Origin of the sequence: Acinetobacter sp. YH12099 (assembly GCF_013419195.1) — a bacterium.
GTDB classification, from domain to species: Bacteria; Pseudomonadota; Gammaproteobacteria; order Pseudomonadales; family Moraxellaceae; genus Acinetobacter; species Acinetobacter towneri.
This window is the reverse complement of record NZ_VPAP01000013.1, coordinates 59100-81914: the sequence shown is the minus strand read 5'-3', so window position 1 is coordinate 81914 and position 22815 is coordinate 59100. Positions and strand designations below refer to the sequence as shown.

The following is a 22815-nucleotide window of genomic DNA, read 5'->3' as shown; positions in this document are numbered from 1 at the left end:
GACTGGCAGTACTTTTATAATCATGAACGACCTCATATGTCAGTAAATGGTTGTCCACCTATTTTTAAACAATAACAAGGCTTTAGATTTTCTACCCATTAATTCAATTAAAAATGGGGGTATTACCCTAGGAACAAGCAATGCTTGAAATTCGCCACTTAAAAACGCTATCAGCCCTGCGTGAACATGGTTCTTTGGTTGCTGCCGCCAATGATTTATGTCTGACGCCATCTGCCATTTCTCATCAACTCAAAGAACTAGATCATTGGTATGGCGTAGAAGTGGTGAATCGCCGTAGTCGTCCTGTGACATTTTCCAATGTTGGGCAGCGTTTATTGAAACTGGCGGATGATGTCTTGCCACAAATTCAAATTACCCAAACCGATATTACCCGCATTGTGCATGGGCAAACGGGGCGGATTATTTTTTCTTCGGAATGTCACAGTTGTTTTGACTGGTTGATGCCGCTGCTGAATCAATATCGTCAGCAATACCCTGATGTAGATTTAGATTTTGCTTCAGGTTTTGAAGCCAATCCGCATGAATTATTGCAAAACGCAGAATTTGATTTATTGATTACCGCAGACCCGATTGCCTTAAAAGGTATCGAATATTTTCCAATTTTTGAATATGAATCGCGTTTGGTGTTGTCAAATACTCATCCTTTAGTACGTGCCGAGCGCATTACCGTACAGGAGTTGGCAGAAGAAACCCTGATTACCTATCCTGTCGATAAACACCGTTTAGATATTATGTCTAAGCTATTCATTCCAGCCAATATTCAGCCAAAAGCTATTCGTACTACAGATTTAACCCAAATGTTGATTCAACTGGTGGCGAGTGGGCGAGGGATTGGCGCATTGCCAGATTGGGTGGTGAATGAATATGAGCAAAAAGGCTGGGTAACTTCACGTCGTTTAGACTGCGTTGCTGCGGGAGGATTACGCCGTACCTTGTATGCGGGTTATCGTAGCGAAGAAAAAGAAAAGTGCTATTTTGAAGGCTTTTTGAAGCAATTAGAGAAATTTTCCCAAAAACGCACGCAGTATTATTCAAGTTAAAAATCGTACGATCAGCATCGTAAAGAGAATGCTAATTTATCGCTAAAAACACTAAGCTCATCTAAATCTCCACTAAAAACAGTGAGATGTTCTTGCTAAGCTTGCCTTGCGAAAATTAAGGGAGAGCGCAGTGAGTTCGGTACGTTGGCTGACAAAGGATTTGTGGATTGTTGCTGCGGGTTTTATGGCAGCAATGCATATTGGCAAGTTGCCACCGACTGTACCCATCCTACAAGCTGAACTCGGAATTAGTTTGGTTCAGGCAGGTTTTTTGCTGTCTTTGGTACAAGCTGCGGGCATGTCTTTGGCGTTGTTGCTAGGCAGTTATACCGCAAAAATTGGCTTAAAACGCTGTGTACTTTTGGGTTTGTCTTTATTGGCAGGTGCAAGTTTTGTTGGTGGTTTTGTACATAGCTTTTCCGCACTATTAAGTCTGCGTGTAATTGAAGGTTTTGGCTTTTTACTGATTACACTCAGCGGCCCTGCATTTATTCGTCAACTGGTTGCAGTGGAGCAGTTGCCTGCCAAAATGGGGCTGTGGAGTGCCTATATGGGCGGTGGGATGGGTATTGGTTTACTAAGTACGCCGTTTTTACTGCCCATCTTGGATTGGCAAGGCGTGTGGATGTGTTTGGGATTGTTATCCTTTGCGCTCGCAATCATCATTTATAAAGCCGTACCAAGTGTGCAGATCAGCACGCAAGCCATTGCCATCTTTGAACTGATTAAAAGCACTTTGAGCCATCCACCCGCATGGATATTGGCTTTGGTTTTTGGTGTTTATGCAGGGCAGTGGTTCAGTTTGGTGGGTTTTTTGCCGACCATTTATCAGCAATATCAAATATCTTTACAAACCGCAGGTGTGCTCACAGCTATGGTTGCAATGGCAAATGCGGTGGGTACATTTGTATGTGGGTTGTTATTACAGCGTGGGCTGAGAGCGCAAGTGTTGATGCAAATGGGTTTTGCGGTATTGATGCTATGCGCACTGAGTTTTTATATTTTGCGTGATGTTTTACCATTCATTGTGCAGTTTTTATTGGTCATCCATTTCTCTTTATTTGGTGGTTTAGTCGCAGCTGTGGTATTTGCGCAAGTACTTAATTTTGCACCACAACCGATTGCGATTAGTACCACCGTAGGTTTGGTGTTGCAGTGCTCGGCAATTTCACAATTTTTATTGCCGCCTGTGGTCGCAGCTATCGTATCTGCCACAGGAACATGGCTTTGGGTTGGTATTTTAATGGCCGTTTTATCTGCAATCGGAATGATATTAACATCTATCTTGTTTCGCAAAGTGGCTTAGATTTGGATGGTTTTTATTGAAATTGGTTGATACAAGACGATGAATTCAAGCAAAACCATCTAAACCAAGCGTCCCTAAATCTATGTTAAGAATAGCCAATAAACAAGGTGAGAATTCCTGCTGCAATCAGTGGTCCCACAGGCACGCCACGTAGCACAGCAACACCTGCGACTGTACCAATCAATAAGCCTGCGACCACATCAGGCTGATTGGTCATGAGCTTGACACCACGCCCGCCTAACCATGCCACAAAAACACCAATTGCAATCGCAAGTAAAGATTTCCAACTCAGGAAAGATTTTAGAATTGCTTCGCCTGGAAGTTTGCCACTGGCAATGGGTGTCAGTACGCCAATGGTGAGAATGATAATGCCCAGATTTAAGCCATGCTGCTGCAATAGTGGGAAAAATTCACTTAGCGGCGTAATTCTAAAAACAATCAGTACTGCTGCGGCAATGGTCACAGCCGTATTTTGGCTAAAAATACCGCATGCGAGTAGAACGATCAGCACCATCAGGTTAAGGTCTAATTGAGAGAGCATGGTGATCCATAAAAGGGGAAATAAATTGGAAAAGTGCAGTTATTGTAACTGTTTTGAACTACAAGCGGGCAAGGTACGCAATGTGTTCAGAATTTACGGTGTATTTGGTTTAGAATAGCAGCAAATATATTTATACTTTTTATCATTAGGTCGCTCATCATGTTGTTGGAAAAAATGTTGCAATCACAAGGCTTTGGATCACGTAAACATTGCCAACAACTCATTAAAAATGGTGCAGTCACCATTATGGGCGAAACCCAGACCAATCCTAAATTCGCGATAAAAATTGCGCCTGAAACGGTTTTGCAATTTTCGGTGTATGGGGAAAATTATCAATATCGTGAAAAGGTCTATATCGCCTTACATAAACCACAAGGCTATGAGTGTTCGCATCAGGCGACCCATCATTTTAGTGTGTTTGACTTGTTTGATGATGTATTGCTGAATCGTGGTTTGCAGTGTGTTGGACGCTTAGATCAGGACACCACAGGGCTGTTATTGCTGACGGATGATGGACAGTTTTTACAAGCATTGACCCATCCTAAAAAGCATGTGGCAAAAGTGTATGCTATGCACACCGCAGACCCGATTAATGCAACACAAATCCAGCAACTTGAGCAGGGTGTCGCATTGCGCAATGAATCAGGGACATTTGCTGCAACAGAGGTACAACAGCTTGCTGAACATGAATTGCAGATGACCATTCATCAAGGTGTTTATCACCAAGTTAAACGTATGCTGGCAGCAGTGGGCAATAAAGTAGAACAATTACATCGTCAGCAAGTTGGTGCATTAAACTTGACTGATTTGGCTTTAGATGTGGGTGAATGGATGTATTTAAGCCCTGAACATGTCGAGTTGGCAAAAAGCCGTATGGAATAACATGAGTTTAGCTGAGCTTTCATCAATAGCTTATGAGCAATGGCTTGGGCTAGGTTAAATTTAAATCCATTGTCTAACTCTGCAATCGTCAGATCAGATGACTATTTTAAAAAGCAGTGATAGGTTTGAAATTCATCATCTTTGACAAAACCCATCTTTTCATACAATTGGTGGGATTGGTAATTACTTTTCTGTGTTTCAAGGCTAATCCGTAGCGCATTTTCATGTCGTGCAAATAAAATTGCAGTATCAATGAGCTGTTTGGCCGAACCTTGTCGTCTAAAAACAGGGGTGACATAAACGTCATCTAAAATATAGTAGGTCGAGCAGGCAACCGAAGAAAAGCCTAAATAAAGTAATACAAATCCAGTGATTTTTTGATCTTTGATATGAATGAAAATCACACTTTCCTGATTTTCAAAACGCTGTTTTAAGAATGCTGCTGAAAGGCTTAAATTCGAGGATGCACCATAAAACTGACGATACTCATCGAACAATACAGCAAGCTGGTCTAAGTCTTCTAAAGTGGCACGTCTTACAATCATTACGATACTCCATGCTTTTTTATTGTCCTTGCATGAAGCATAGCTAAGTTTTTAAAGTAAATTTTTAAAGAATTGTTTAAAAATGCAACACTGTTAATTTTTGTCAGTTTCACCCAAAATTGCATTGAGTTCATCAAACAAGTCTAGATGTTCATCATCCAGTTCAAAATCTTCAACACTATTATTGCCAGTTACAGATGCTTCATTGCTTGGGGTTGCATCCACTAGCGTTGCTTTTTGCTCTTGTTTTAATTTGCGTAACTTAATCAATTGTTCCAGATTAATATTCTGATTTTCAATTGAAAAGGGAATTGATTTAGTCAGCACGACTTGCTTAAAAAACAAACGTACCGCTTGCGCAGGCGTAATCCCCAACTGTTTAAACACAGCAAAGGCTTGTTTTTTCTCTTGAGAGTCCAAGCGTACTTGATAGACTTCAGTTTTTCTCATAATTTTTAATAGAAGGAAGTAGATTTAAATTTTAGCAATATTGTAAACAATTCATTTGTAATTTCAATATGACTACAACGAAAATCCACTATTTTGTAATGACAAACATATTACAATGTCAATTCTTGCTGTGCGCTAAAGTGGAATTGTTGCTGGCTAATCGGGTCAAAAAAACTTAAATGCTTGGCAAGCAATTGTAGCGGTGCAGAAAAATCATCTGCTTGTTTGTGCTGTAAAATGGGATAAAACGGGTCGTTCTTAATCGCAATACCTAAGCTATTTAAATGCACACGCAGTTGGTGCTGCTTGCCTGTTGTAGGCTTTAATTCATATTTTGCCCATGTTTGATTATGTTCAAGCAAACGAATTTCTGTTTCGCTGTTAGGTGTGCCTGCCACGACGTGCATCAAATAAAAAGGTTCACCTTTTTCCATGCGTAATTGCACAGTACATGGTAGTGACAAATTAGCTTGATAAGGCGCAATGGCATGGTAGGTTTTTTGCACCTGACGTTCTGCAAATAATTGCTGATACACCGCCCGAGTTTCTGGTTGTTTGGAAAACAGCACCACACCCGCAGTTTCGCGGTCTAAACGATGAATAGGCGTGAGCTGCTCATTCTGTGTTTGTTTTTTTAAGCGTACTAACAGGGTTTCTTGCACATATTGTCCTGTAGGACTCATAGTCAAAAAATGCGGTTTATCTACAACCAATAAGTGTTCATTTTCAAATAAAATTTGATGTTGAAAAGGCACAGCAACTTCATGTGCTAAAAAACGATAATAAAAAATATCCTGATGCGCGCTATAAGGTGTATCTAAACTTAAACGCTTGCCTTCGGCATCATAAACCAGACCATCCTCAAAGCGTTGCAGCCATTCCTGTGCAGAAATATGGGCAAACTGGGCACATAAATAACGAAAAATTGATTCAGGCTGTGTGCTTAATTTGGGTAAATGCAATTTGCTGGCGCTCACACCATCTAGCATGGGTGGAACAAAGGTGTTGGGATGAGTCGACTTCATCTGCAAATTGCTCATATTCAGGTGGGAGAGTTTCTTTTTCATCATATTGAAAATAGCCTAAGCAGTTTGGGTGCTAAGCTTAACAATCTTGATTCATTGCCTTGTCTAAACTTGTTATAAATTGTCCACATTTACACAGTTTTATCCATCAGTACATAGGCTTTAAAGCAGTGCGATGCTATCATAATTGGTCTTTTGAATCATGTCGTGAGCGTTATGCAGTATTCATTTAATTTGGCTTTAAATAATGAGCAAGATACCCAAAATCTGGCGCAGGTTTTGGCAACGCATTTTCGGTCGGGTGTGATTTATTTAATTGGTGATTTAGGCGCAGGAAAAACCACTTTATCGCGTTATTTTCTACAGCATTTGGGGCATCAGGGCGCGGTTAAAAGCCCGACTTACACCTTGGTGGAACCTTATCAAATACAAGGACAAGATATTTTTCATTTTGATTTATATCGTTTAAATGATCCTTATGAATTAGAGCTGATGGGCATTCGTGATTATTTAGAAACCCCAAATGCCTTGTTTTTATTTGAATGGCCATCAAAAGGTGGCGATGAAATTCCGCCCGCAGACCTGATCATTGAAATTAAAAAATCGGAAGATGAATTAAGCCGTACTGCAACGCTAAGTTCGTCTTCGGTTGCATTACAACAAGCTTTGGAGCAACAATTTAATCATGCCTAATGATGTGTTAAATCTACGTCGGATCCACACGCTTGAACCTGCCTTAGCCAACCAAATTGCTGCAGGTGAGGTGATTGAACGTCCTGCCTCTGTGGTCAAAGAACTACTAGAAAACTCCATTGATGCAGGTGCAACCGAGCTAATTATTCGGGTGGCACAAGGCGGCAGTACACTCATTGAAATTATTGATAATGGTCGTGGCATTCATGCTGAAGATTTGCCTTTGGCGGTGACTCGTCACGCGACCAGTAAAATTCAAACGGCTGATGATTTACATGCTATTGTCAGTTTAGGCTTTCGTGGTGAAGCACTGGCATCAATTGCAGCAGTATCGCGTTTGACTTTGGTCAGCAGCCAAACTGAAGATGGTGTTGGTTATCAGGTTGAAGTCAATGGCACTGCCTTTGACCATCAAGATATTCAGGCTGTTGCTGCACAAAAAGGCACACATATTCGGGTGCAGGATTTATTTTTTAATGTGCCTGCACGACGTAAGTTCCTGAAAAAAGCAGGTACAGAATTTGGACATATTGAAGAAATTGTCCGTCGTTTGGCGCTGACACATTTTGATATTCGTTTTGTTTTGGAACACAACGACAGCATTAAACTGAATTTACCCATTGCAGACAGTGGCGAATTGCGTTTTCAGCGCGTGCAGCAACTTTTAGGACGAAACTTTGTCGAAAATGCCTATTGGATTGATGCTGATAGTGTCACCATGCGCTTATCGGGTTGGTTGGGGCATCCTTCCGATGCACGTTCACAAGCCGATTTACAGTATGTGTATGTGAATGGACGTATTGTAAAAGACAAGACCATCTCCCATGCTTTGCGTATGGCATACGAAGGTATTTTGCATGGACATCAACATGCTGCATATTTGCTATTTTTAGAAGTAGAACCTGAAAATATTGATGTCAATGTGCATCCGACCAAGCATGAAATTCGCTTTTTAAATCAGCGAGAAGTTCATGAGTTTGTAAGACATTACGCCAAAGAAACCTTAGCGCAATTTCAAACTGCAACTGCAGATTTAGCTACAGCCATGAAAGCCGATCCTATCGAACAAGCTGCGCCTTATGTGGTACAACCGCGTTATCAGGAACAATTTTTGCTGCACAAACATGCCGAGGCGAATCCTCACAACTCTGTAGACGATGCAGCAGCTGAATACACGATGCAGCCTGATTCACAAGCGGGAAGTGAGCTACTTACCGATTTTAATCAGAGTCAGCCGCAGACAGTTCAATATAACCGACCTGTGCAGAGCAATTATCAAGGTTCGCAACAGCTCAACAATGCTTTAAAAAGCTATCTCGCGCCTTTACGTGATCTAGATCAAGACTCAGCCAATCTTACGCAAACAAACACAACACCTGCGGTGGATGAGCATCCGCTCGGTATTGCAATTGCGCAATTGCATGGTATTTACATTCTGGCGCAAAACAGTGAAGGCTTGATTATTGTAGATATGCATGCCGCCCATGAACGAATTGTGTTGCAACAGATGAAAGCCGCTTGGGATAAACCTGAGTTTTGGACTTCGCAGCAATTGCTGATCCCCAAAGTTATCAGCATTAGCCGCATGCAAGCCATGCGGGTGGATGATTTAAAAGAACAATTGGCACGACTGGGCTTGGAAATAGACCAATATGGCGATGAACAGGTCATTGTGCGCGGTGTGCCCGCGATTTTGCATAAGGCAGATTTTGCCGAATTAATTCCTGAATTACTTGATGATTTAGACCCAAATGATGAAGCGCAGGCGTTACTGCAAAAGCGTGATCATATTTTGGCGGGAATGGCATGTCATAGTGCAGTACGTGCACATCGGATGTTAAGTCTTTCTGAAATGAATGCCTTATTGCGTCAAATGGAACAAACCGAATTTGCTAGCCAATGTAATCATGGTCGCCCGACTTGGCGTGCCTTTCCATTGGCACAACTAGATAAACTTTTTGCTCGAGGAGAGTAGCGTTACATGTCAAATCAATTGCCGGTCATCAATTTAATGGGACCAACTGCAAGCGGTAAAACTGCTTTGGCATGTGAGCTGTATGAAATGGGGCATTTTGAGCTGATTTCAGTCGATTCTGCGCTAGTTTATCGAGATATGGATATTGGTACAGCCAAACCAACTAAAGCGGAACAGGCGCGTTATCCGCATCATTTGATTGATATTATCAGCCCGCTTGAAGTTTATTCTGCTGCACAGTTTGTGGAAGATGCTTGTGCCTTAATTGATGATATGCACGCGCGTGGCAAAACCCCAATTTTAGTGGGTGGAACCATGCTGTATTTTAAAGCTTTGCTTGAAGGACTATCTTCCAATTTACCCAGTGCCAATTACGACGTCCGTGCAGAAATTGAAGATAAAGCTGCACGCGAAGGTTGGGAAGCGGTCTATGCAGAGTTGTGTGCAGTAGATGCACTGGCGGGTGAAAAATTTAAGGTATCAGATAAACAACGTATTATTCGTGCACTAGAAGTTTATAAATTAACAGGAACGCCAATTACCCAGCTTCAGGCGGAACAACCCAAAAATGTACCATATCGTTACACTTTTCATAACCACGCCTTGATGCCTGATCGGGTAGAATTACATCAGCGTATTCAAAAACGCTTAGAGATTATGTGGGAAATGGGTTTTTTGAATGAGGTGCGACATCTTATTGAAAATTACGATTTAGATGCTAATTTACCCTCTATGCGTTCAGTTGGCTATCGTCAAGCTTTAGAGTTTTTGCAAAACGGTGATGAAAGTCGCGAAAAAATGCAGGAAATGGAGGATAAGGCGCTATTCGCGACACGACAACTCGCGAAACGTCAATATACTTGGCTCAGATCGTTGCAAGAATCGCATAAATTTCACACATATTTTACGATAAAGCAGGCTCAAGAAGACTTGCGAAACTGTTACGGATAAAGCAAAATTTACCTACTGTCTTTTTTATAATTTTTAATTGAAAAATAGAGATAGTTTTTGCGCTGATTTTTAATTATTTTTGGAGTTATAACATGTCTAAAGGTCAAACTTTACAAGATCCGTTCTTGAATTCTCTCCGTAAAGAACGTATTCCTGTTTCTATCTTCCTTGTGAACGGTATTAAGCTACAAGGCCATATTGAATCTTTTGACCAGTATGTTGTTTTATTAAAAAATACGGTAAGCCAAATGGTTTACAAACATGCAATTTCTACAGTTGTTCCTGCACGTAATCCACGTCCTGCTGGTGCACCTGCTGGTGGTCAAGGCGCTGGCTTTGGCGGTCAAGGCGGTGGCTTCGGTGGTCAAGGTGGTGGCTTTGGTGGTCAAGGCGGCTTCGGTGGTCAAGGTGGTGGCTTTGGTGGTCAAGGTGGCGGTTTCGGTAGTCAAGGTGGCTTTGGTGGTCAAGGCGGTGGTTTCGGTGGTCAAGGCGGCGGCTTCGGTGGTCAAGGTGGCTTCGGTGGTCAAGGTGGCTTCGGTGGCGGTCAAGCAACTGGCGGTTTTGACAACGATTCTAAATTTGAAGAATCTTCAGAAGACGATAACAACCGTTAATTGATCTTCTTAAAAAACCTCTCGAAATGAGAGGTTTTTTTATGTCTATGGTTTTTTTATCAAAGTCGTATTTTGGTAGTGGCTAAGATGAAGTGCATATGGTAAAAAAGCATAAAAAACCAGTGTTGCTACACTGGTTTTAATTTTGGAAATAGCAGAAAACTTAAGCTTAGTTTTTCTTGCGGTCTAAGCTTGGGTCTTTAATTTCTACAAAAGCATTGTTACGTGTTTCACGTAACCAGCTATCCAATTCAGTATCAAACTGGCGTTCACCTAGTATTTGACGTGCCATACGTTCTTGGTATTCACGAGTCATATCTTGCTGGCGTGTATCGGTCACTTGCAGTACATGCCAACCAAACTGGGTTTGGAATGGTGCGCTAATTTCACCTTTTGCAGTATTTTTCATTTGATTTTCAAATTCTGGCACCATCACGCCAGGATTCACCCAGCCTAGACTGCCGCCATCACGTGCAGAGCCAGCGTCATTAGAGAACGTCGCTGCTAAGGTTGCAAAGTCTTCACCCGCTTTTAAACGGTTGTGAATACTGTCAATCATGTGTTTCGCATTTTCAGGGCTTACGACTTCACTTGGCTGAATCAAGATATGTCGAGTTTGATATTGTGGAACTAGTGCACGTTGCTCAGTACTTTTGCGCTCCAGTAATTTTACGACATGAATACCATCACGGACTTCAATCAGTTCACTGGTTTGCCCCACATCTAATGGCGTAATACGTGCAGCAAGTTCCGCGGGAATATCGGTCAAGTTACGTAAACCCATGTCTGCAGACTGAACGGTTACACCATTGCCTGTATATTTTTTACTAATGGCTTGAATGTCATTGTTCTGCGCCAATTCAGCTTTGACTTGTTGCGCAACTTGTGCGGCATTTTCTGCTCCAGAAACACGCACATGCAAAATATGTACTTGATTGCCTAAGGCAGCCTGACCTTGTGGTGTTTTCAGGAAATTATCAACATCTTGGTCGCTAATTTGAATACGTGACATTACGACTTGCTGACGTAAGCGATTCATTGCCAAATCTTCAGCAATACGGTTACGTAAAAACGCATAACTGCCTGGTGCAGATTTATCTAATTTTTGCTGAAAAGTTTCTAGGCTGTTTGCGCCATTTTGCTGTGCAACTTTTAAAACTGCTTCATTTAAAGATTTTTCATCAGCTTTAATGTTGTAGCGTTTGACTTGCTCTAATTGCGCTTGGCGTACAATCAGTTGTTCTAAAGCTTGTTGTTCTAAAATGTGTTGTGGTGGAACAGGGCGCTTTTGCATCTCAAGTTGTTGTTTGAGTTCAACCACGCTTTGCGCTAAATCACTTTTTAAAATGACACTATTGTCAACTACAGCCACAATTTGATCATTCGCAGCAAATGCAGGCAGCGCTGCTGTCATGCAAAGTGCTAAGGTTGATGCTTTTAAAAATCGTTTTAACTGTTCTGTTTTCATTAACGTTGTGTCCAAGATTGATTAATTTTATTAAAACCTAAAATACGGTTTTCAAGTAAAGATGCAAGTTTATTATTGAAACTGCCTAAACCTTTTAAATTTAACTCTGCCATAATGGCACGTTTGGGTTTAACGCCCGCATCCGTCACATCATCCAAGTCGTTATAGTAAGAGCGTCCATAGACTGAAATGCCCCAACAGCAAGATTCATAATTCACCCCTAGCAAATATTCACGGGCGACGCTATGGTCTAGGTCGTATTGCGCATGACCTAAAATACGCCAGTTGTTGTGAATCGGCTGAATAAACGATGCCACAACTTGATCATAATGATCTTGACGGTTTGGAATAACACGACGGTTAATATAACCAAAGCTATATAAGTTGCCTTGATCACCCGTGTAAAGCATATTGACACTGCGCTGTGCATTGTCGCCATTTGACATCCATGCAGCATTGGCACCCACACTGAGGTTTTGACTTAGCTGACTGGTTAAGCTCACAATTGGCCCAGTACGGTTTTCCGTATTAAATTCGTCTTCGGTATTATCCAGCGTGACACGACGATCTTCAAAGTAAAAACTTTGACCAATTCCTGCTCTAAGGCGTTCCAAACCAATTTCATCAAATAGGCTATAGTTTAAACCCAAAGACAAAAAGTTGTTGTCTTCTAAACGGTCATGACCATAGAAACGGTTTGGACTGAACAACTGGTCATAATTAATCGAAGCTGTTGCAGAATCAAAGTTAGGGTGATCATTTTGATTTTTATACGGTGCATAGGCATAGAATGCACGTGGCGTAATCGTTTGTAGGAAGCGACCATTTTTTTCAAAGGTAATCCCTGTGTCCAATGTAAATTGTGGCACAGTGACGGATTCACTCTCACTAGATGAGTTATATCGAGTGTCTTTGTCATAGAAGGTGTTAATGTTGCGTAAAGACACTTCTGGAATAACAAATGACCACGGATTGCGGTAGTTATAACGCACTGCAAAGTCGTTATAAATACGGGTGCCGCTTGGTTCGCCTACATCTAATGCACCAATGTCTTTTTTGAAGTAAGCCGTGTCGTTATTAAACTCGACTTGGAAACCTTGAGGATTACCTGTTTTATAATTCAACAAGAATTGTGGTAAACGTGCATAAGGGCGTTTTTCATAGGCAATAGATTGATCCAGCGTTTGGAAATCTTCAACTTTGAGCTGAGCTTTTAAGCCAGGAATACCATTGCGATAGTTAAGTTCCCAAGCACGACGTAAATTAAGATCGGTTTTAGAGTTCGGGTTGTTATTTAAATCGGCAAAGTAGTCTTTGTCCGATGCATAGTTATATTCTAGGTTGGTTGAAAATTGCTCGTTAATTTGCCAGCCGTGTAAAAAATGTAGATCTTTACGGTCTTGATCAACATATTTGGCATCCGATGCTAAATAACCGCCCCAAATTTTACCTGAACCAAAATTTTCAGTTAAATAACGGAATTCACCTTCTAGCATCGCGCCACGATCGGCAATATAACGCGGGCTAACGGTTGCATCAAAATTCGGTGCAAGGTTTAAATACACAGGCACAGACAGCTCGACACCACCATCATTGGTAAAGCCAAAACTAGGCGTCAAAATACCTGTGGTACGGCGGTCATCAATTGGGAAATTGAAGTAGGGTACAGCTAAAACTGGTACATTTTTCACATACAATTTGGTGCCGCGTGTTTCACCGCGTCCCGTTTCCTGATTCAGCTTAATTTCATTGGCTTGAATTTTCCAAGTCGGGGCTTGTTCAGGCGGGCAAGTACTGTAAGTGGCATTATTCAGCACCATCGTATTGGTTGAGGTGCGTGCAATTTTTTCTGCCATGCCGTGTGCATGTTGTTCTTCGGCAATATAAAAACTGTTGTTTAAGTCACCTTGCTGGGTTTTTAGGTTGTAATTAATTTCATCACTTTGCGCCAGTAAACCCGCTTGCGCCATTTGTACCCGACCTTCGGCTTTGGCAAAGGTCTGAGTTTGATCAATGGTAATTTTATCGGCACGAATTTGACGACCTTCTTGGTCAATCACCACGTTGCCTTCTAAGACTGAATCACCATTTGGGTCATAGTGCCCATAATCGGCAGTCACTGTAGAAGTGGCATTTGCAGCATCTACCGCAACAGTACCTGAGCTGATCGGCGTTAGCCACGCACCCTCACAATAGGCAGAACTTTGGCTGTGACCAAATTGTTGTTGTGCTTCAGGTGCAGCTTTATCAACATAATATTGCTCAAAGAACTGCTGCCCAGGATAAGCTTCCTGAATGGTGTGTTTAAGCTGTTGGTTATTGAGATTTGTGACAGATGAAGTCTGATCTGTGGTCTGCGCATAGCTGGAAACAGAGTGACCACATAACAGAGTTAAGACCGCAGTCGCTAAAGGATTAAATTTAAACTGATGCTTCATTTATCTCATCAACCAAGAATGCTTAATCGCAATTAATTATTGTCGCATCATAGAGAAAAAGCGCAGAAGTAGCTACACTTAGCACTTTAAAAACTCAGCCTGTATTAGAATTTATTGCAAATGAATACACAACGCGAACAATTGATACAAACATGGATAACATCTGTACTTGGTTCAGATCAATTTGAAACTCATTTTTTAGCAGGTGATGCAAGTTTTCGTCGTTACGCACGAATCAAGTTGAATAATAAAACATTTATGCTCATGGATGCACCACCAGAAAAAGAAGATTGTGGTCCTTTTGTGACGATTGATGAATTTTTTGCTGCCCATGGCGTGCGCGTGCCAAAAATTGTAGCCAAAGACCTGACACAAGGCTTTTTGTTGCTTGAAGATTTTGGTGATGTCTTATTATCTACCTTGCTGAATGATCAGACTGTAGATGACTACTATGCGCAGTGTTTTAAGCAGTTAATTCAATTACAAGATATTGATGGTACGGCACATTTCCCTGAGTATTCCTATGACAAACTCATCAGTGAAATGGAATTGCTCACCGATTGGTTATTGCCTGCCTTACAGATTCAGCCAAGCGCAGAAGAAAGTGCCTTAATTAAACGTACTTTTGCTATTTTAGCCAATGCAGCTGTGGCACAGCCGCAAGTGATTGTGCATCGTGATTTTCATAGTCGTAACTTAATGAAAGTAGGCGATGACACGGAACTTGGTGTGATTGATTTTCAGGATGCGGTCATTGGTGCAGATACATACGATTTAATTTCGATTACCCGTGATGCTTATGTGCAGTGGAATGCTGAGCATGTGTATCGTTGGTTTAAAATGTTCTATGACTTGTTGCCAGAAGTATCTAAGCAAGACCGTGATTTTGAACAATTTAAAAAAGATGCCGATATGATGGCGATTCAGCGTCATATCAAAATTTTAGGTATTTTTGTGCGTTTATTTGAGCGTGATGGTAAATCGGGTTATCTCAAGGATTTACCGCGCGTAATGTGGTATTTACTTGAAGAAAGTAAACCTTATCCAGAATTACAACCATTTATGCACTTTATTCACACGACAGTAATGCCAAAATTTACTGCCAAATATGGTCAGTATGAGGTGGTTGCCTAAATGAAAGCCATGATTCTTGCCGCAGGAATGGGCAATCGTATGCGTCCTTTAACACTGCATACGCCTAAACCTTTATTGGAAGTCGGTGGAAAACCTCTAATTGTGTGGCACATCGAAAAATTACAAAAGTTGGGTGTGCAGGAAATTGTCATCAATACGGCATGGTTGGGTGAAAAACTTGCAGATACTTTGGGTGATGGTTCTCAGTTTGGTGTGAAAATTTTGTGGTCGCATGAAGGCGAAGGCTTAGAAACTGCAGGTGGCATCATCAATGCGTTGCCATTATTGGGCAATGAACCTTTTATATTGGTGAATGGCGATGTTTGGACCACCATGGATTTCGCACCTTTGTTGAATGTACAACTGCAGGATGCTTTGGCACATTTGGTTTTGGTTGAAAATCCCGTGCAGCATCCACAAGGTGATTTTACCTTGTCTGAAAATAAGGCTTATACCTTTGAACAAGCACAGTCAGGTGAAAATCTGACTTACAGTGGGGTCGCGGTGATGCATCCACAAATGTTTGTTGGTTTAGAATCTGGCAAGCGTCCACTAGCACCATTATTGAAACAAGCCATGCTGCAAGAAAAAATTTCTGCACAGAAATTGCAGGGCGTTTGGGTGGATGTTGGCACTCCTGAACGATTAAATGCGCTAGATCAACAAATTCAGCAGGGTGTGTACGCTTAAGTGCATATTCACTAAGCATTCGCCCCTATGACTGCAACTATAAATCGGTATACTTCCATTAACTTTTTCGAGATGTGAATTGTGATGCATTCGTTTTTTCAGGAACTCAAGCAAGGTAGTCAGGCTTTAGGTTTAGAGCTCAGTGATGAGGCTTTAAATTTATTACTCAAATACCAAGATGCTTTGGTGCTATGGAACAAAGCGTACAACCTCACTGCAATTCGTGACCCGAAAGAAATGCTGGTGAAGCATTTGCTAGATAGTCTGAGCATCCTCAAAGATTTGCCTGCAGGTCGTTTACTGGATATTGGTACTGGCGGTGGTATGCCGGGCATGATTATTGCCTTGTGTCAGCCTGAGCGCGATTGCGTGTTATTGGACTCGAATGGTAAAAAGATTCGTTTCTTAAAACAGTTTATTGCCGATTTAAAACTGAAAAACGTCGTGGCAGTTCAGACCCGTGTTGAAAATGAAGACAGCATCCGCGAGTTAGGTCAGTTTGATGTAATTACCAGTCGTGCTTTTGCATCTTTAACTGACTTTGTAGCCGCGTCAAAACCATTTATGCATGAGCAAAGTATTATTGCATCTATGAAAGGTTTGATTCCTGCCGATGAAGTAGAGGCATTGAAAGATGAATTCAGCTGTGAAATTATCGAGCTTAAAGTTCCGCGCTTAGACGAACAACGTCATTTACTTTTATTAAAACGTATTTAATTTTTCAAAGGACTGGGGTGATCATGGCACAAATTATTGCGATTGCGAACCAAAAAGGTGGTGTCGGAAAAACCACAACCGCAGTAAATTTGGCAGCATCTTTAGCTGTTTTGAAAAAGCGCGTTTTATTGGTCGATATGGACTCACAAGGCAATGCCACCATGGGTTCAGGCATTCAAAAAAATGATTTGCTGTATTCAGTGACCGATGTATTGTTGGGCGAAGTGCCGATTGAAACCGCAATTAGCAAGGCAGAAGTTGGTTATAAAGTCTTGGGTGCCAATCGTGATTTGGCAGGGGTTGAATTGGTGATTGCTGAGCAAGAAGGGCGCGAGTTTATTTTGCGCAATGCCTTGCAAGAAGTTGCCAAAGACTTTGATTATATTATTGTCGACTGTGCACCAAGTTTAAGCTTAATTACAGTAAACGCTTTAGCAGCAGTGCAAAGTGTAATCATTCCAATGCAGTGCGAATATTATGCACTTGAAGGTTTGGCAGACCTGACACAAACCATTGATCGTATTCAACAAGCACTCAATCCTGATTTAGAAATTATTGGCGTATTGCGTACCATGTATGATGCGCGTAATGCCTTAACCCGTGACGTGTCTGAAGAATTATCGCACTATTTTGGTAAAAAATTATACGATACCGTGATTCCGCGTAATGTACGCTTGGCAGAAGCACCTGCACACGGTTTACCCGTCATTTATTTTGAAAAAAGCTCGAAGGGTGCAGTTGCCTACCTGAATTTAGCAGCTGAAATGTTGAAAAAAAGCAAAGTGAAAAAAGGAAGTAAAGCATGACCACAAAAAAACGCGGATTAGCCAAAGGTCGTGGTTTGGATGCCTTATTGGGGTCAATCCAGAAAGAAAAATTACAACTTGAAGTGCAATCTTTAGATCATGGTCAGCTAAAACAAATTGATGTCAATTTATTAAAACGTGGTGAATATCAACCGCGTCGTTTTATTCAAGAACAAGATTTGCAGGAACTGGCGGCATCTATTGAAAAACATGGTGTAATGCAGCCAATTGTGATTCGTCCTATTGATGACGAACTACATCCTTATGAAATTATTGCAGGTGAACGTCGCTGGCGTGCTGCACAGTTGGCTGGTTTAACTGAAATTCCAGCAATTGTGCGTGATTTGACCGATCAGGTCGCGATTGCTTTGGCATTAATTGAAAACATTCAGCGCCAAGATCTTAATCCGATTGATCAGGCAATGGCGCTGCAACGCTTTCACGATGAGTTTGGCTTGAGTCATCAAGAAATTGCGGAAACAGTAGGTAAAGCACGTACCACGGTCAGTAATTTATTGCGTTTACTCACTTTGGCTGAGCCTGTTAAAGAGTTGATGCAGCAAGGCTTGCTAGATATGGGTCATGCACGTGCTATTTTAACTTTGAAAGCTAAAGATCAGCTCAAAGTCGCGCAGCATGTAATTGAAAAGAATTTATCGGTACGTCAAACCGAACAGTTGGTACGTGACTTTAATGCGCCAAAACAAGAAAAGCCGAAAACGGCTATTGCGCCTGATATTCAACAACTCACGCAACGTCTTTCTGAGCGTTTTAGTGCAGATGTTAAAATTGATTATAACAAGCAAGGTAAGGGCAAAATGACCATCAGTTATCACTCTCTGGAAGAGCTGGATGGTATTTTAAATATTTGCCTGTCCGATTAATTTTAATTCGTATTTTATTGGGGAAAAGCGAATGTGGGAATTGGTAAAAGCAGGTGGCTGGCTGATGCTGCCGTTGGTATTGTGCTCGGTATTTACCGTTGCAATTACCATTGAGCGTTTTATGCGTTTAAAGAGAGCAGGTATTTTGCCCAATGCGTTGTTGCTCAACCGCGGGCAAAGTTTAGCGACTGTGTTGCAACAACTGAATCAAAGTGCCAACTTAAAAAACAGTACATTAGGCCGTATTTTTGAGGCGGGTGCGCGTAACAAACAACAATCAGAACACTATGCGCGTGCACAAATGGAAGCGACAGCTTCACAAGAAATTGGTTATTTAGAAAAAAATATCAACTTCTTGGGTACGCTCAGTGCAGTTGCGCCATTATTGGGTTTATTGGGTACAGTGCTTGGGATTATTGAATCATTTTTAGTGATTGATGTGGGTGCAAGTAATCCAACCTTAATGATTCCAGGGATTTCTAAAGCCTTAATTACCACTGCTGCAGGTATGTTAATTGCAATTCCAGCCTTATTTGCCTATCGTTATTTTCAGCGTTTGGTGCAAGAATATACTGCTGAGTTAGAGCAGCAAGCGACTTTGTTTCACGCAGGATTATTTCATCAGAGTCAACCTCATCAGCTTGATGCGGATGTGCAAGATGTGAAAAAAGTAAGCTAAGGTGAGTTTATGAAATTCAAACGCTCGCAAGTTGAAGATATTCATATTAACCTGACTCCAATGATTGACTGTTTACTGTTCATCTTGGTGTTTTTGTTGCTTTCGACCACATTTAACCAATTTAGCCGTATGAATTTAACTTTGCCAGATGCGCAAGGCGTACCACCAAAATCTTATGAACATAAAATTGAAGTCGTGGTAGATTCTTCAGGGCATTATTCTGTCAATGGTCAGGCACTTTCGACTAAGGAAGTGGCAGATTTAAGCACAGCAATTAAACAAATTTCTCAAGATCGACGTGATTTAATGTTTATCATTGCTGCAGATGCCAAAGCCACTCATCAAGATGTGATTCGAGTGATGGATGTCGCAGGACAACTTGGTTTCGTCAACATCAATATCAGTACGAAAGTCCCAACTCGAGGTTATTAGTGAAGAAGGATTTACAGGTCTATCGCCGTCTTCTGAGATATTTGCTCCCATTTTGGGGCTTGGCAATCTTGGTGATTATCGGTTTCGCCATTAATGCAGCCACAGAAGTATCTGTGGCAAAACTCTTGGAAAAAATTATTAATGCCATTCAGGAGCGTGACCAATCTTTCACCACACTATTTCCGCTATTAGTCATTGCACTGATGTTTTTCCGTGGTTTGGGAACTTTTATTGGCGGTTACTATACCGCAGTGATTTCACGTAATTTGGTATTCAATATCCGTCAGGAAGTCTTTGCTAAATTGCTGCGTTTACCTGCACAGTATTACTTAGATAATACCAGTGGGCACATTACTGCCAAAATTATGTATAACGTAGAGCAGTTGACCGCTGCATCTACAGAATCGCTGCGTACATTGGTACAACAGGGTTTGATTACACTCGGCTTGCTCGGCTATTTGCTGTATACCAACTGGCGTTTGACCCTCTGTATTTTGGTATTTGGCCCATTAATTGGCTTGCTGATTCGTAAAGCTGCAAAACGCATGCGTCGTTTATCTATTCAAGTACAAGACACCATGGGGGATGTAAACCACGTGGTGCAAGAAACGGTGAATGGTAATTTGGTCGTCAAAGGTTTTGGTGGTCAGACCTATGAACAAAGCCGATTTAAAGAAAACTCTTTAGAAAACCTGCGTCGTGGTTTAAAGATGGTGGCAGTGCAGCAATTGAACAGCCCTGTGGTGCAGTTCATTATGTCCATTGCTTTGGCAATTATTATCTGGATTGCCTTACGCCCAGAAATTCTACGTGATATTTCAGCAGGCGAGTTTGTAGCCTACATTACTGCCGCAGGTATGTTGAGCAAACCAATTAAAGCCCTTACCGATATTAATGAAAAATTACAACGCGGCTTGGCAGCAGCACATTCAGTCTTTGAATTGCTCGATATGCCTGAAGAAGACAATCACGGGACGCTTACACCAGACCTAAAAGGCAATTTGCAATTTAAAAATGTGAATTTGGTGTATTCCGATGGACACCATGCCATTCATGATTTCAATCTAGATGTCAAAGCAGGCGAGACAGTGGCTTTGGTCGGTCGTTCAGGTGCGGGTAAAACCTCATTGGTCAATCTGTTGGTACGTTTTCAGGAAGTATCTTCAGGGCAAATTTTGTTTGATCAGCATGATATTCGTGACATTGAGCTGAATAGCCTGCGTTCACAAATTGCTATGGTCAATCAGCAAGTGGTATTGTTTAACCGTACGGTGCGTGAAAATATTGCCTATGGTCAGCTTGAAGGTGCGAGTGATGAAGCAGTGATTGCTGCAGCCAAAGCGGCTTATGCACATGACTTTATTATGGCTTTACCGCAAGGCTACGACACAGCATTAGGTGCGCAAGGTTTGAATTTGTCGGGTGGTCAGCGACAGCGTATTGCCATTGCACGTGCAATCTTGAAAAATGCACCGATTTTAATTTTAGATGAAGCCACCAGTGCTTTAGACAATGAATCTGAATACTTTATTCAACGTGCATTTGATGCGGCCATGCAAGACCGTACCACCATTGTCATTGCACACCGTTTATCTACCATTGAAAATGCTGACCGTATTGTGGTGATGGATCAAGGATGTATTTTAGAACAAGGTACTCATCAGGAACTCATAGCGCGAAAAGGTGCGTACTTCCAGTTGCATCAACGTAACTTCGAGGAACATTAATTCATGTCTTTGGCACAATTTATTCAGGACGCTTGGCAGCAACAAGCCAAATGGCTGGTTGTGCTTAGGCCCTTGTCTTTATTGTACCGTGGTGTGAGTTTGCTCAATCAAAATTTATATCGTTCAGGTATTAAAACCGCTTATACCGCGCCCGTACCTGTGATGGTGATTGGCAATATTACTGTGGGTGGCAGCGGCAAAACCCCTTTGCTGATTCACTTGGTCAAATATCTACAAAGTTTAGATGTTCGTGTTGGCGTGATTAGCCGTGGTTATGGCGGAAAAGGCCCATTTCCAGCCTATGTCAGCATTGACGCTAATGTTGACGTAGTGGGCGATGAACCGACTTTGATTGTGCAATCTACAGGCGTACCGATGGCTGTGGGGCCAAATCGTCAAAAAAGTATTGAATTGTTACTTGCACAGCATGAATTGGATTTAATTATTAGTGATGATGGTTTGCAGCATTTGGCTTTAAACCGTCAATTGGAATGGATTGTTTTAGATAATAATCGTGGTTTGGGTAACGAGAAAATATTGCCCGAAGGTTATTTGCGTGAACCAAAATCTCGATTAGAGCATGCCACGGTGATTGAACATGCAGCGCAACCGAGTTCTGAATTAAATATGCATTTGGCCGTTGCAGCGCCATACTTATTGCATCCTGCACAAGAATTAATTTTTGATCCGACCCAAAATTTTTATGCTGTCGTGGGCATTGGCTTTCCTGAGCGGTTTTATAAAACTTTAGAGTCGATGGGTGTGACCCAATTTCAATGCCATGAGTTTCCAGACCACCATGACTATGAAATTACCGATTTGCAGTTTGAAGATTCGCAACCGATGATTACCACAGAAAAAGATGCAGTAAAGTTATTGCCTCTGTTAAAACAATATCCAGATTTTCAGCGTGAAATTTGGGTTGTACCTGTAGATGCAGTATTGTCATCGGCCTGCTATGTCACCTTACATCAACAATTGAAACAATTGGGTTTAAACCTGCCTGAAAGACCATGATAAGGAAAATTATGAAGCACATTGTTATCCCTGCACGTTATGCTAGTTCACGCCTGCCAGGCAAACCTTTACTGGAAATTCATGGTCGTGCCATGATTTTACGTGTGGTTGATCAGGCAAAAAAAGTGGCAGGTTTTGATGACTTGTGTGTGGCGACCGATGATGCTCGTATTGCAGAATTATGCCGTGCCGAAGGTGTAGATGTAGTGCTGACTTCGGCAGACCATCCATCAGGTACAGATCGTTTAAGTGAAGTGGCGCGCATTAAAGGTTGGGATAAAAACGATATTATCGTCAATGTGCAGGGCGATGAGCCACTTTTGCCTGCGCAATTGGTGCAACAAGTGGCGCAGTTGTTAGAAGCTCAACCTGAATGCTCGATGTCTACGCTATGTGAGCCGATTCAGCAACTAGATGAATTTACTCGCGACAGCATTGTTAAAGTGGTCATGTCTAAACACAATCAGGCTTTGTATTTTAGCCGTGCCACGATTCCTTATGACCGCGATGGTGCGAAAGCAGCGACACCACAATTGCATGCACATGCGTATCGCCATTTAGGTTTGTATGCGTACCGTGTGGAATTGCTGCAAGAATATGTGACTTGGGAAATGGGAACATTGGAAAAGCTGGAAAGCCTAGAGCAATTGCGTGTCTTGGAAAATGGACATCGTATTGCCATTGCAGTTGCAGAAGCCAATTTACCACCGGGTGTAGATACCCAAGCAGACTTAGACCGTTTAAATGCAATGGATATTGCCCATTTTGAGTAAGTGAATC

At 41.7% G+C, this 22815-nt stretch carries 23 protein-coding genes; 17 read left to right on the top strand and 6 right to left on the bottom strand.

Annotation, left to right across the window (positions count from 1 at the left end):
• Window positions 1-140 precede the first annotated feature (140 nt).
• Both FTU39_RS09425 and FTU39_RS09420 read left to right on the top strand, forming a co-directional pair.
• On the top strand, window positions 141-1061 hold the full coding sequence (locus tag FTU39_RS09425; protein WP_131261626.1) for a LysR family transcriptional regulator: 921 nt from the start codon (window positions 141-143) through the stop codon (window positions 1059-1061).
• Window positions 1062-1191: 130 nt separating this feature from the next.
• On the top strand, window positions 1192-2367 hold the full coding sequence (locus FTU39_RS09420) for an MFS transporter (RefSeq protein WP_180052088.1): 1176 nt from the start codon (window positions 1192-1194) through the stop codon (window positions 2365-2367).
• An 85-nt stretch (window positions 2368-2452) separates the two neighbouring features.
• On the opposite strand, the gene FTU39_RS09415 is transcribed toward FTU39_RS09420, so the two are convergent.
• Window positions 2453-2908, bottom strand: coding sequence for a DUF441 domain-containing protein (locus tag FTU39_RS09415; RefSeq protein WP_004976854.1), 456 nt, complete (start codon window positions 2906-2908; stop codon window positions 2453-2455).
• Window positions 2909-3067: 159 nt separating this feature from the next.
• On the opposite strand from FTU39_RS09415, the gene FTU39_RS09410 reads away from it, so the two are divergent.
• Complete coding sequence (locus FTU39_RS09410) at window positions 3068-3790, top strand: pseudouridine synthase (RefSeq protein ID WP_131261624.1); 723 nt, start codon at window positions 3068-3070, stop codon at window positions 3788-3790.
• A gap of 101 nt (window positions 3791-3891) precedes the next feature.
• Here the strand turns inward: FTU39_RS09410 and FTU39_RS09405 are convergent, their stop codons facing one another.
• The 3 genes from FTU39_RS09405 to FTU39_RS09395 all read right to left on the bottom strand — a co-directional run bounded on the left by FTU39_RS09405 (window position 3892) and on the right by FTU39_RS09395 (window position 5810).
• Window positions 3892-4335, bottom strand: coding sequence for a GNAT family N-acetyltransferase (locus FTU39_RS09405; protein WP_004976850.1), 444 nt, complete (start codon window positions 4333-4335; stop codon window positions 3892-3894).
• A 93-nt stretch (window positions 4336-4428) separates the two neighbouring features.
• Window positions 4429-4785, bottom strand: a complete 357-nt coding sequence (locus tag FTU39_RS09400) for a type II toxin-antitoxin system RelB/DinJ family antitoxin (protein WP_004976848.1) — start codon at window positions 4783-4785, stop codon at window positions 4429-4431.
• A gap of 110 nt (window positions 4786-4895) precedes the next feature.
• The gene (locus FTU39_RS09395; protein WP_180005924.1) at window positions 4896-5810 is read right to left on the bottom strand and encodes a pseudouridine synthase; all 915 of its coding nucleotides are present in this window, start codon (window positions 5808-5810) and stop codon (window positions 4896-4898) included.
• Between the two features lie 216 nt (window positions 5811-6026).
• Between FTU39_RS09395 and tsaE the strand changes: the two genes are divergently transcribed.
• The 4 genes from tsaE to hfq all read left to right on the top strand — a co-directional run bounded on the left by tsaE (window position 6027) and on the right by hfq (window position 10043).
• The gene (tsaE, locus tag FTU39_RS09390) at window positions 6027-6503 is read left to right on the top strand and encodes a tRNA (adenosine(37)-N6)-threonylcarbamoyltransferase complex ATPase subunit type 1 TsaE (RefSeq protein ID WP_096901184.1); all 477 of its coding nucleotides are present in this window, start codon (window positions 6027-6029) and stop codon (window positions 6501-6503) included.
• Window positions 6496-8478, top strand: coding sequence for a DNA mismatch repair endonuclease MutL (gene mutL / locus FTU39_RS09385; RefSeq protein ID WP_104851880.1), 1983 nt, complete (start codon window positions 6496-6498; stop codon window positions 8476-8478). Before tsaE ends, mutL begins: the two co-directional genes overlap by 8 nt.
• 6 nt (window positions 8479-8484) lie before the next feature.
• Complete coding sequence (gene miaA / locus FTU39_RS09380) at window positions 8485-9429, top strand: tRNA (adenosine(37)-N6)-dimethylallyltransferase MiaA (protein WP_167845959.1); 945 nt, start codon at window positions 8485-8487, stop codon at window positions 9427-9429.
• A 92-nt stretch (window positions 9430-9521) separates the two neighbouring features.
• On the top strand, window positions 9522-10043 hold the full coding sequence (gene hfq / locus FTU39_RS09375) for an RNA chaperone Hfq (RefSeq protein WP_104851882.1): 522 nt from the start codon (window positions 9522-9524) through the stop codon (window positions 10041-10043).
• A gap of 169 nt (window positions 10044-10212) precedes the next feature.
• Here the strand turns inward: hfq and FTU39_RS09370 are convergent, their stop codons facing one another.
• Both FTU39_RS09370 and FTU39_RS09365 read right to left on the bottom strand, forming a co-directional pair.
• The gene (locus FTU39_RS09370) at window positions 10213-11511 is read right to left on the bottom strand and encodes a peptidylprolyl isomerase (RefSeq protein ID WP_104851883.1); all 1299 of its coding nucleotides are present in this window, start codon (window positions 11509-11511) and stop codon (window positions 10213-10215) included.
• Window positions 11511-13949, bottom strand: a complete 2439-nt coding sequence (locus tag FTU39_RS09365; RefSeq protein WP_180052087.1) for an LPS-assembly protein LptD — start codon at window positions 13947-13949, stop codon at window positions 11511-11513. The genes FTU39_RS09370 and FTU39_RS09365 overlap by 1 nt, the downstream gene beginning before the upstream one ends.
• Window positions 13950-14069: 120 nt before the next feature.
• Here FTU39_RS09365 and FTU39_RS09360 point away from each other — a divergent pair, with 120 nt between their 5' ends.
• From FTU39_RS09360 to kdsB, 10 genes are all read left to right on the top strand, one after another.
• The gene (locus FTU39_RS09360) at window positions 14070-15083 is read left to right on the top strand and encodes an aminoglycoside phosphotransferase family protein (protein ID WP_180052086.1); all 1014 of its coding nucleotides are present in this window, start codon (window positions 14070-14072) and stop codon (window positions 15081-15083) included.
• On the top strand, window positions 15084-15773 hold the full coding sequence (murU, locus tag FTU39_RS09355) for an N-acetylmuramate alpha-1-phosphate uridylyltransferase MurU (RefSeq protein WP_180052085.1): 690 nt from the start codon (window positions 15084-15086) through the stop codon (window positions 15771-15773).
• Window positions 15774-15857: 84 nt separating this feature from the next.
• Window positions 15858-16490, top strand: coding sequence for a 16S rRNA (guanine(527)-N(7))-methyltransferase RsmG (gene rsmG, locus FTU39_RS09350; protein WP_131261485.1), 633 nt, complete (start codon window positions 15858-15860; stop codon window positions 16488-16490).
• 23 nt (window positions 16491-16513) lie between these two features.
• Window positions 16514-17296, top strand: a complete 783-nt coding sequence (locus tag FTU39_RS09345) for a ParA family protein (RefSeq protein WP_004976821.1) — start codon at window positions 16514-16516, stop codon at window positions 17294-17296.
• On the top strand, window positions 17293-18180 hold the full coding sequence (locus FTU39_RS09340) for a ParB/RepB/Spo0J family partition protein (protein ID WP_180052084.1): 888 nt from the start codon (window positions 17293-17295) through the stop codon (window positions 18178-18180). The genes FTU39_RS09345 and FTU39_RS09340 overlap by 4 nt, the downstream gene beginning before the upstream one ends.
• Before the next feature lie 31 nt (window positions 18181-18211).
• On the top strand, window positions 18212-18859 hold the full coding sequence (locus FTU39_RS09335) for a MotA/TolQ/ExbB proton channel family protein (protein ID WP_004976814.1): 648 nt from the start codon (window positions 18212-18214) through the stop codon (window positions 18857-18859).
• Window positions 18860-18868: 9 nt separating this feature from the next.
• Complete coding sequence (locus FTU39_RS09330) at window positions 18869-19291, top strand: biopolymer transporter ExbD (protein WP_004976812.1); 423 nt, start codon at window positions 18869-18871, stop codon at window positions 19289-19291.
• Window positions 19291-21018 (top strand): lipid A export permease/ATP-binding protein MsbA, encoded by a 1728-nt coding sequence (gene msbA / locus FTU39_RS09325; protein WP_180052083.1) that lies wholly within the window; start codon window positions 19291-19293, stop codon window positions 21016-21018. The genes FTU39_RS09330 and msbA overlap by 1 nt, the downstream gene beginning before the upstream one ends.
• Window positions 21019-21021: 3 nt before the next feature.
• Window positions 21022-22035, top strand: coding sequence for a tetraacyldisaccharide 4'-kinase (gene lpxK / locus FTU39_RS09320; RefSeq protein ID WP_004976808.1), 1014 nt, complete (start codon window positions 21022-21024; stop codon window positions 22033-22035).
• Between the two features lie 11 nt (window positions 22036-22046).
• Window positions 22047-22808, top strand: coding sequence for a 3-deoxy-manno-octulosonate cytidylyltransferase (gene kdsB / locus FTU39_RS09315; protein ID WP_004976805.1), 762 nt, complete (start codon window positions 22047-22049; stop codon window positions 22806-22808).
• Window positions 22809-22815: the final 7 nt, after the last annotated feature.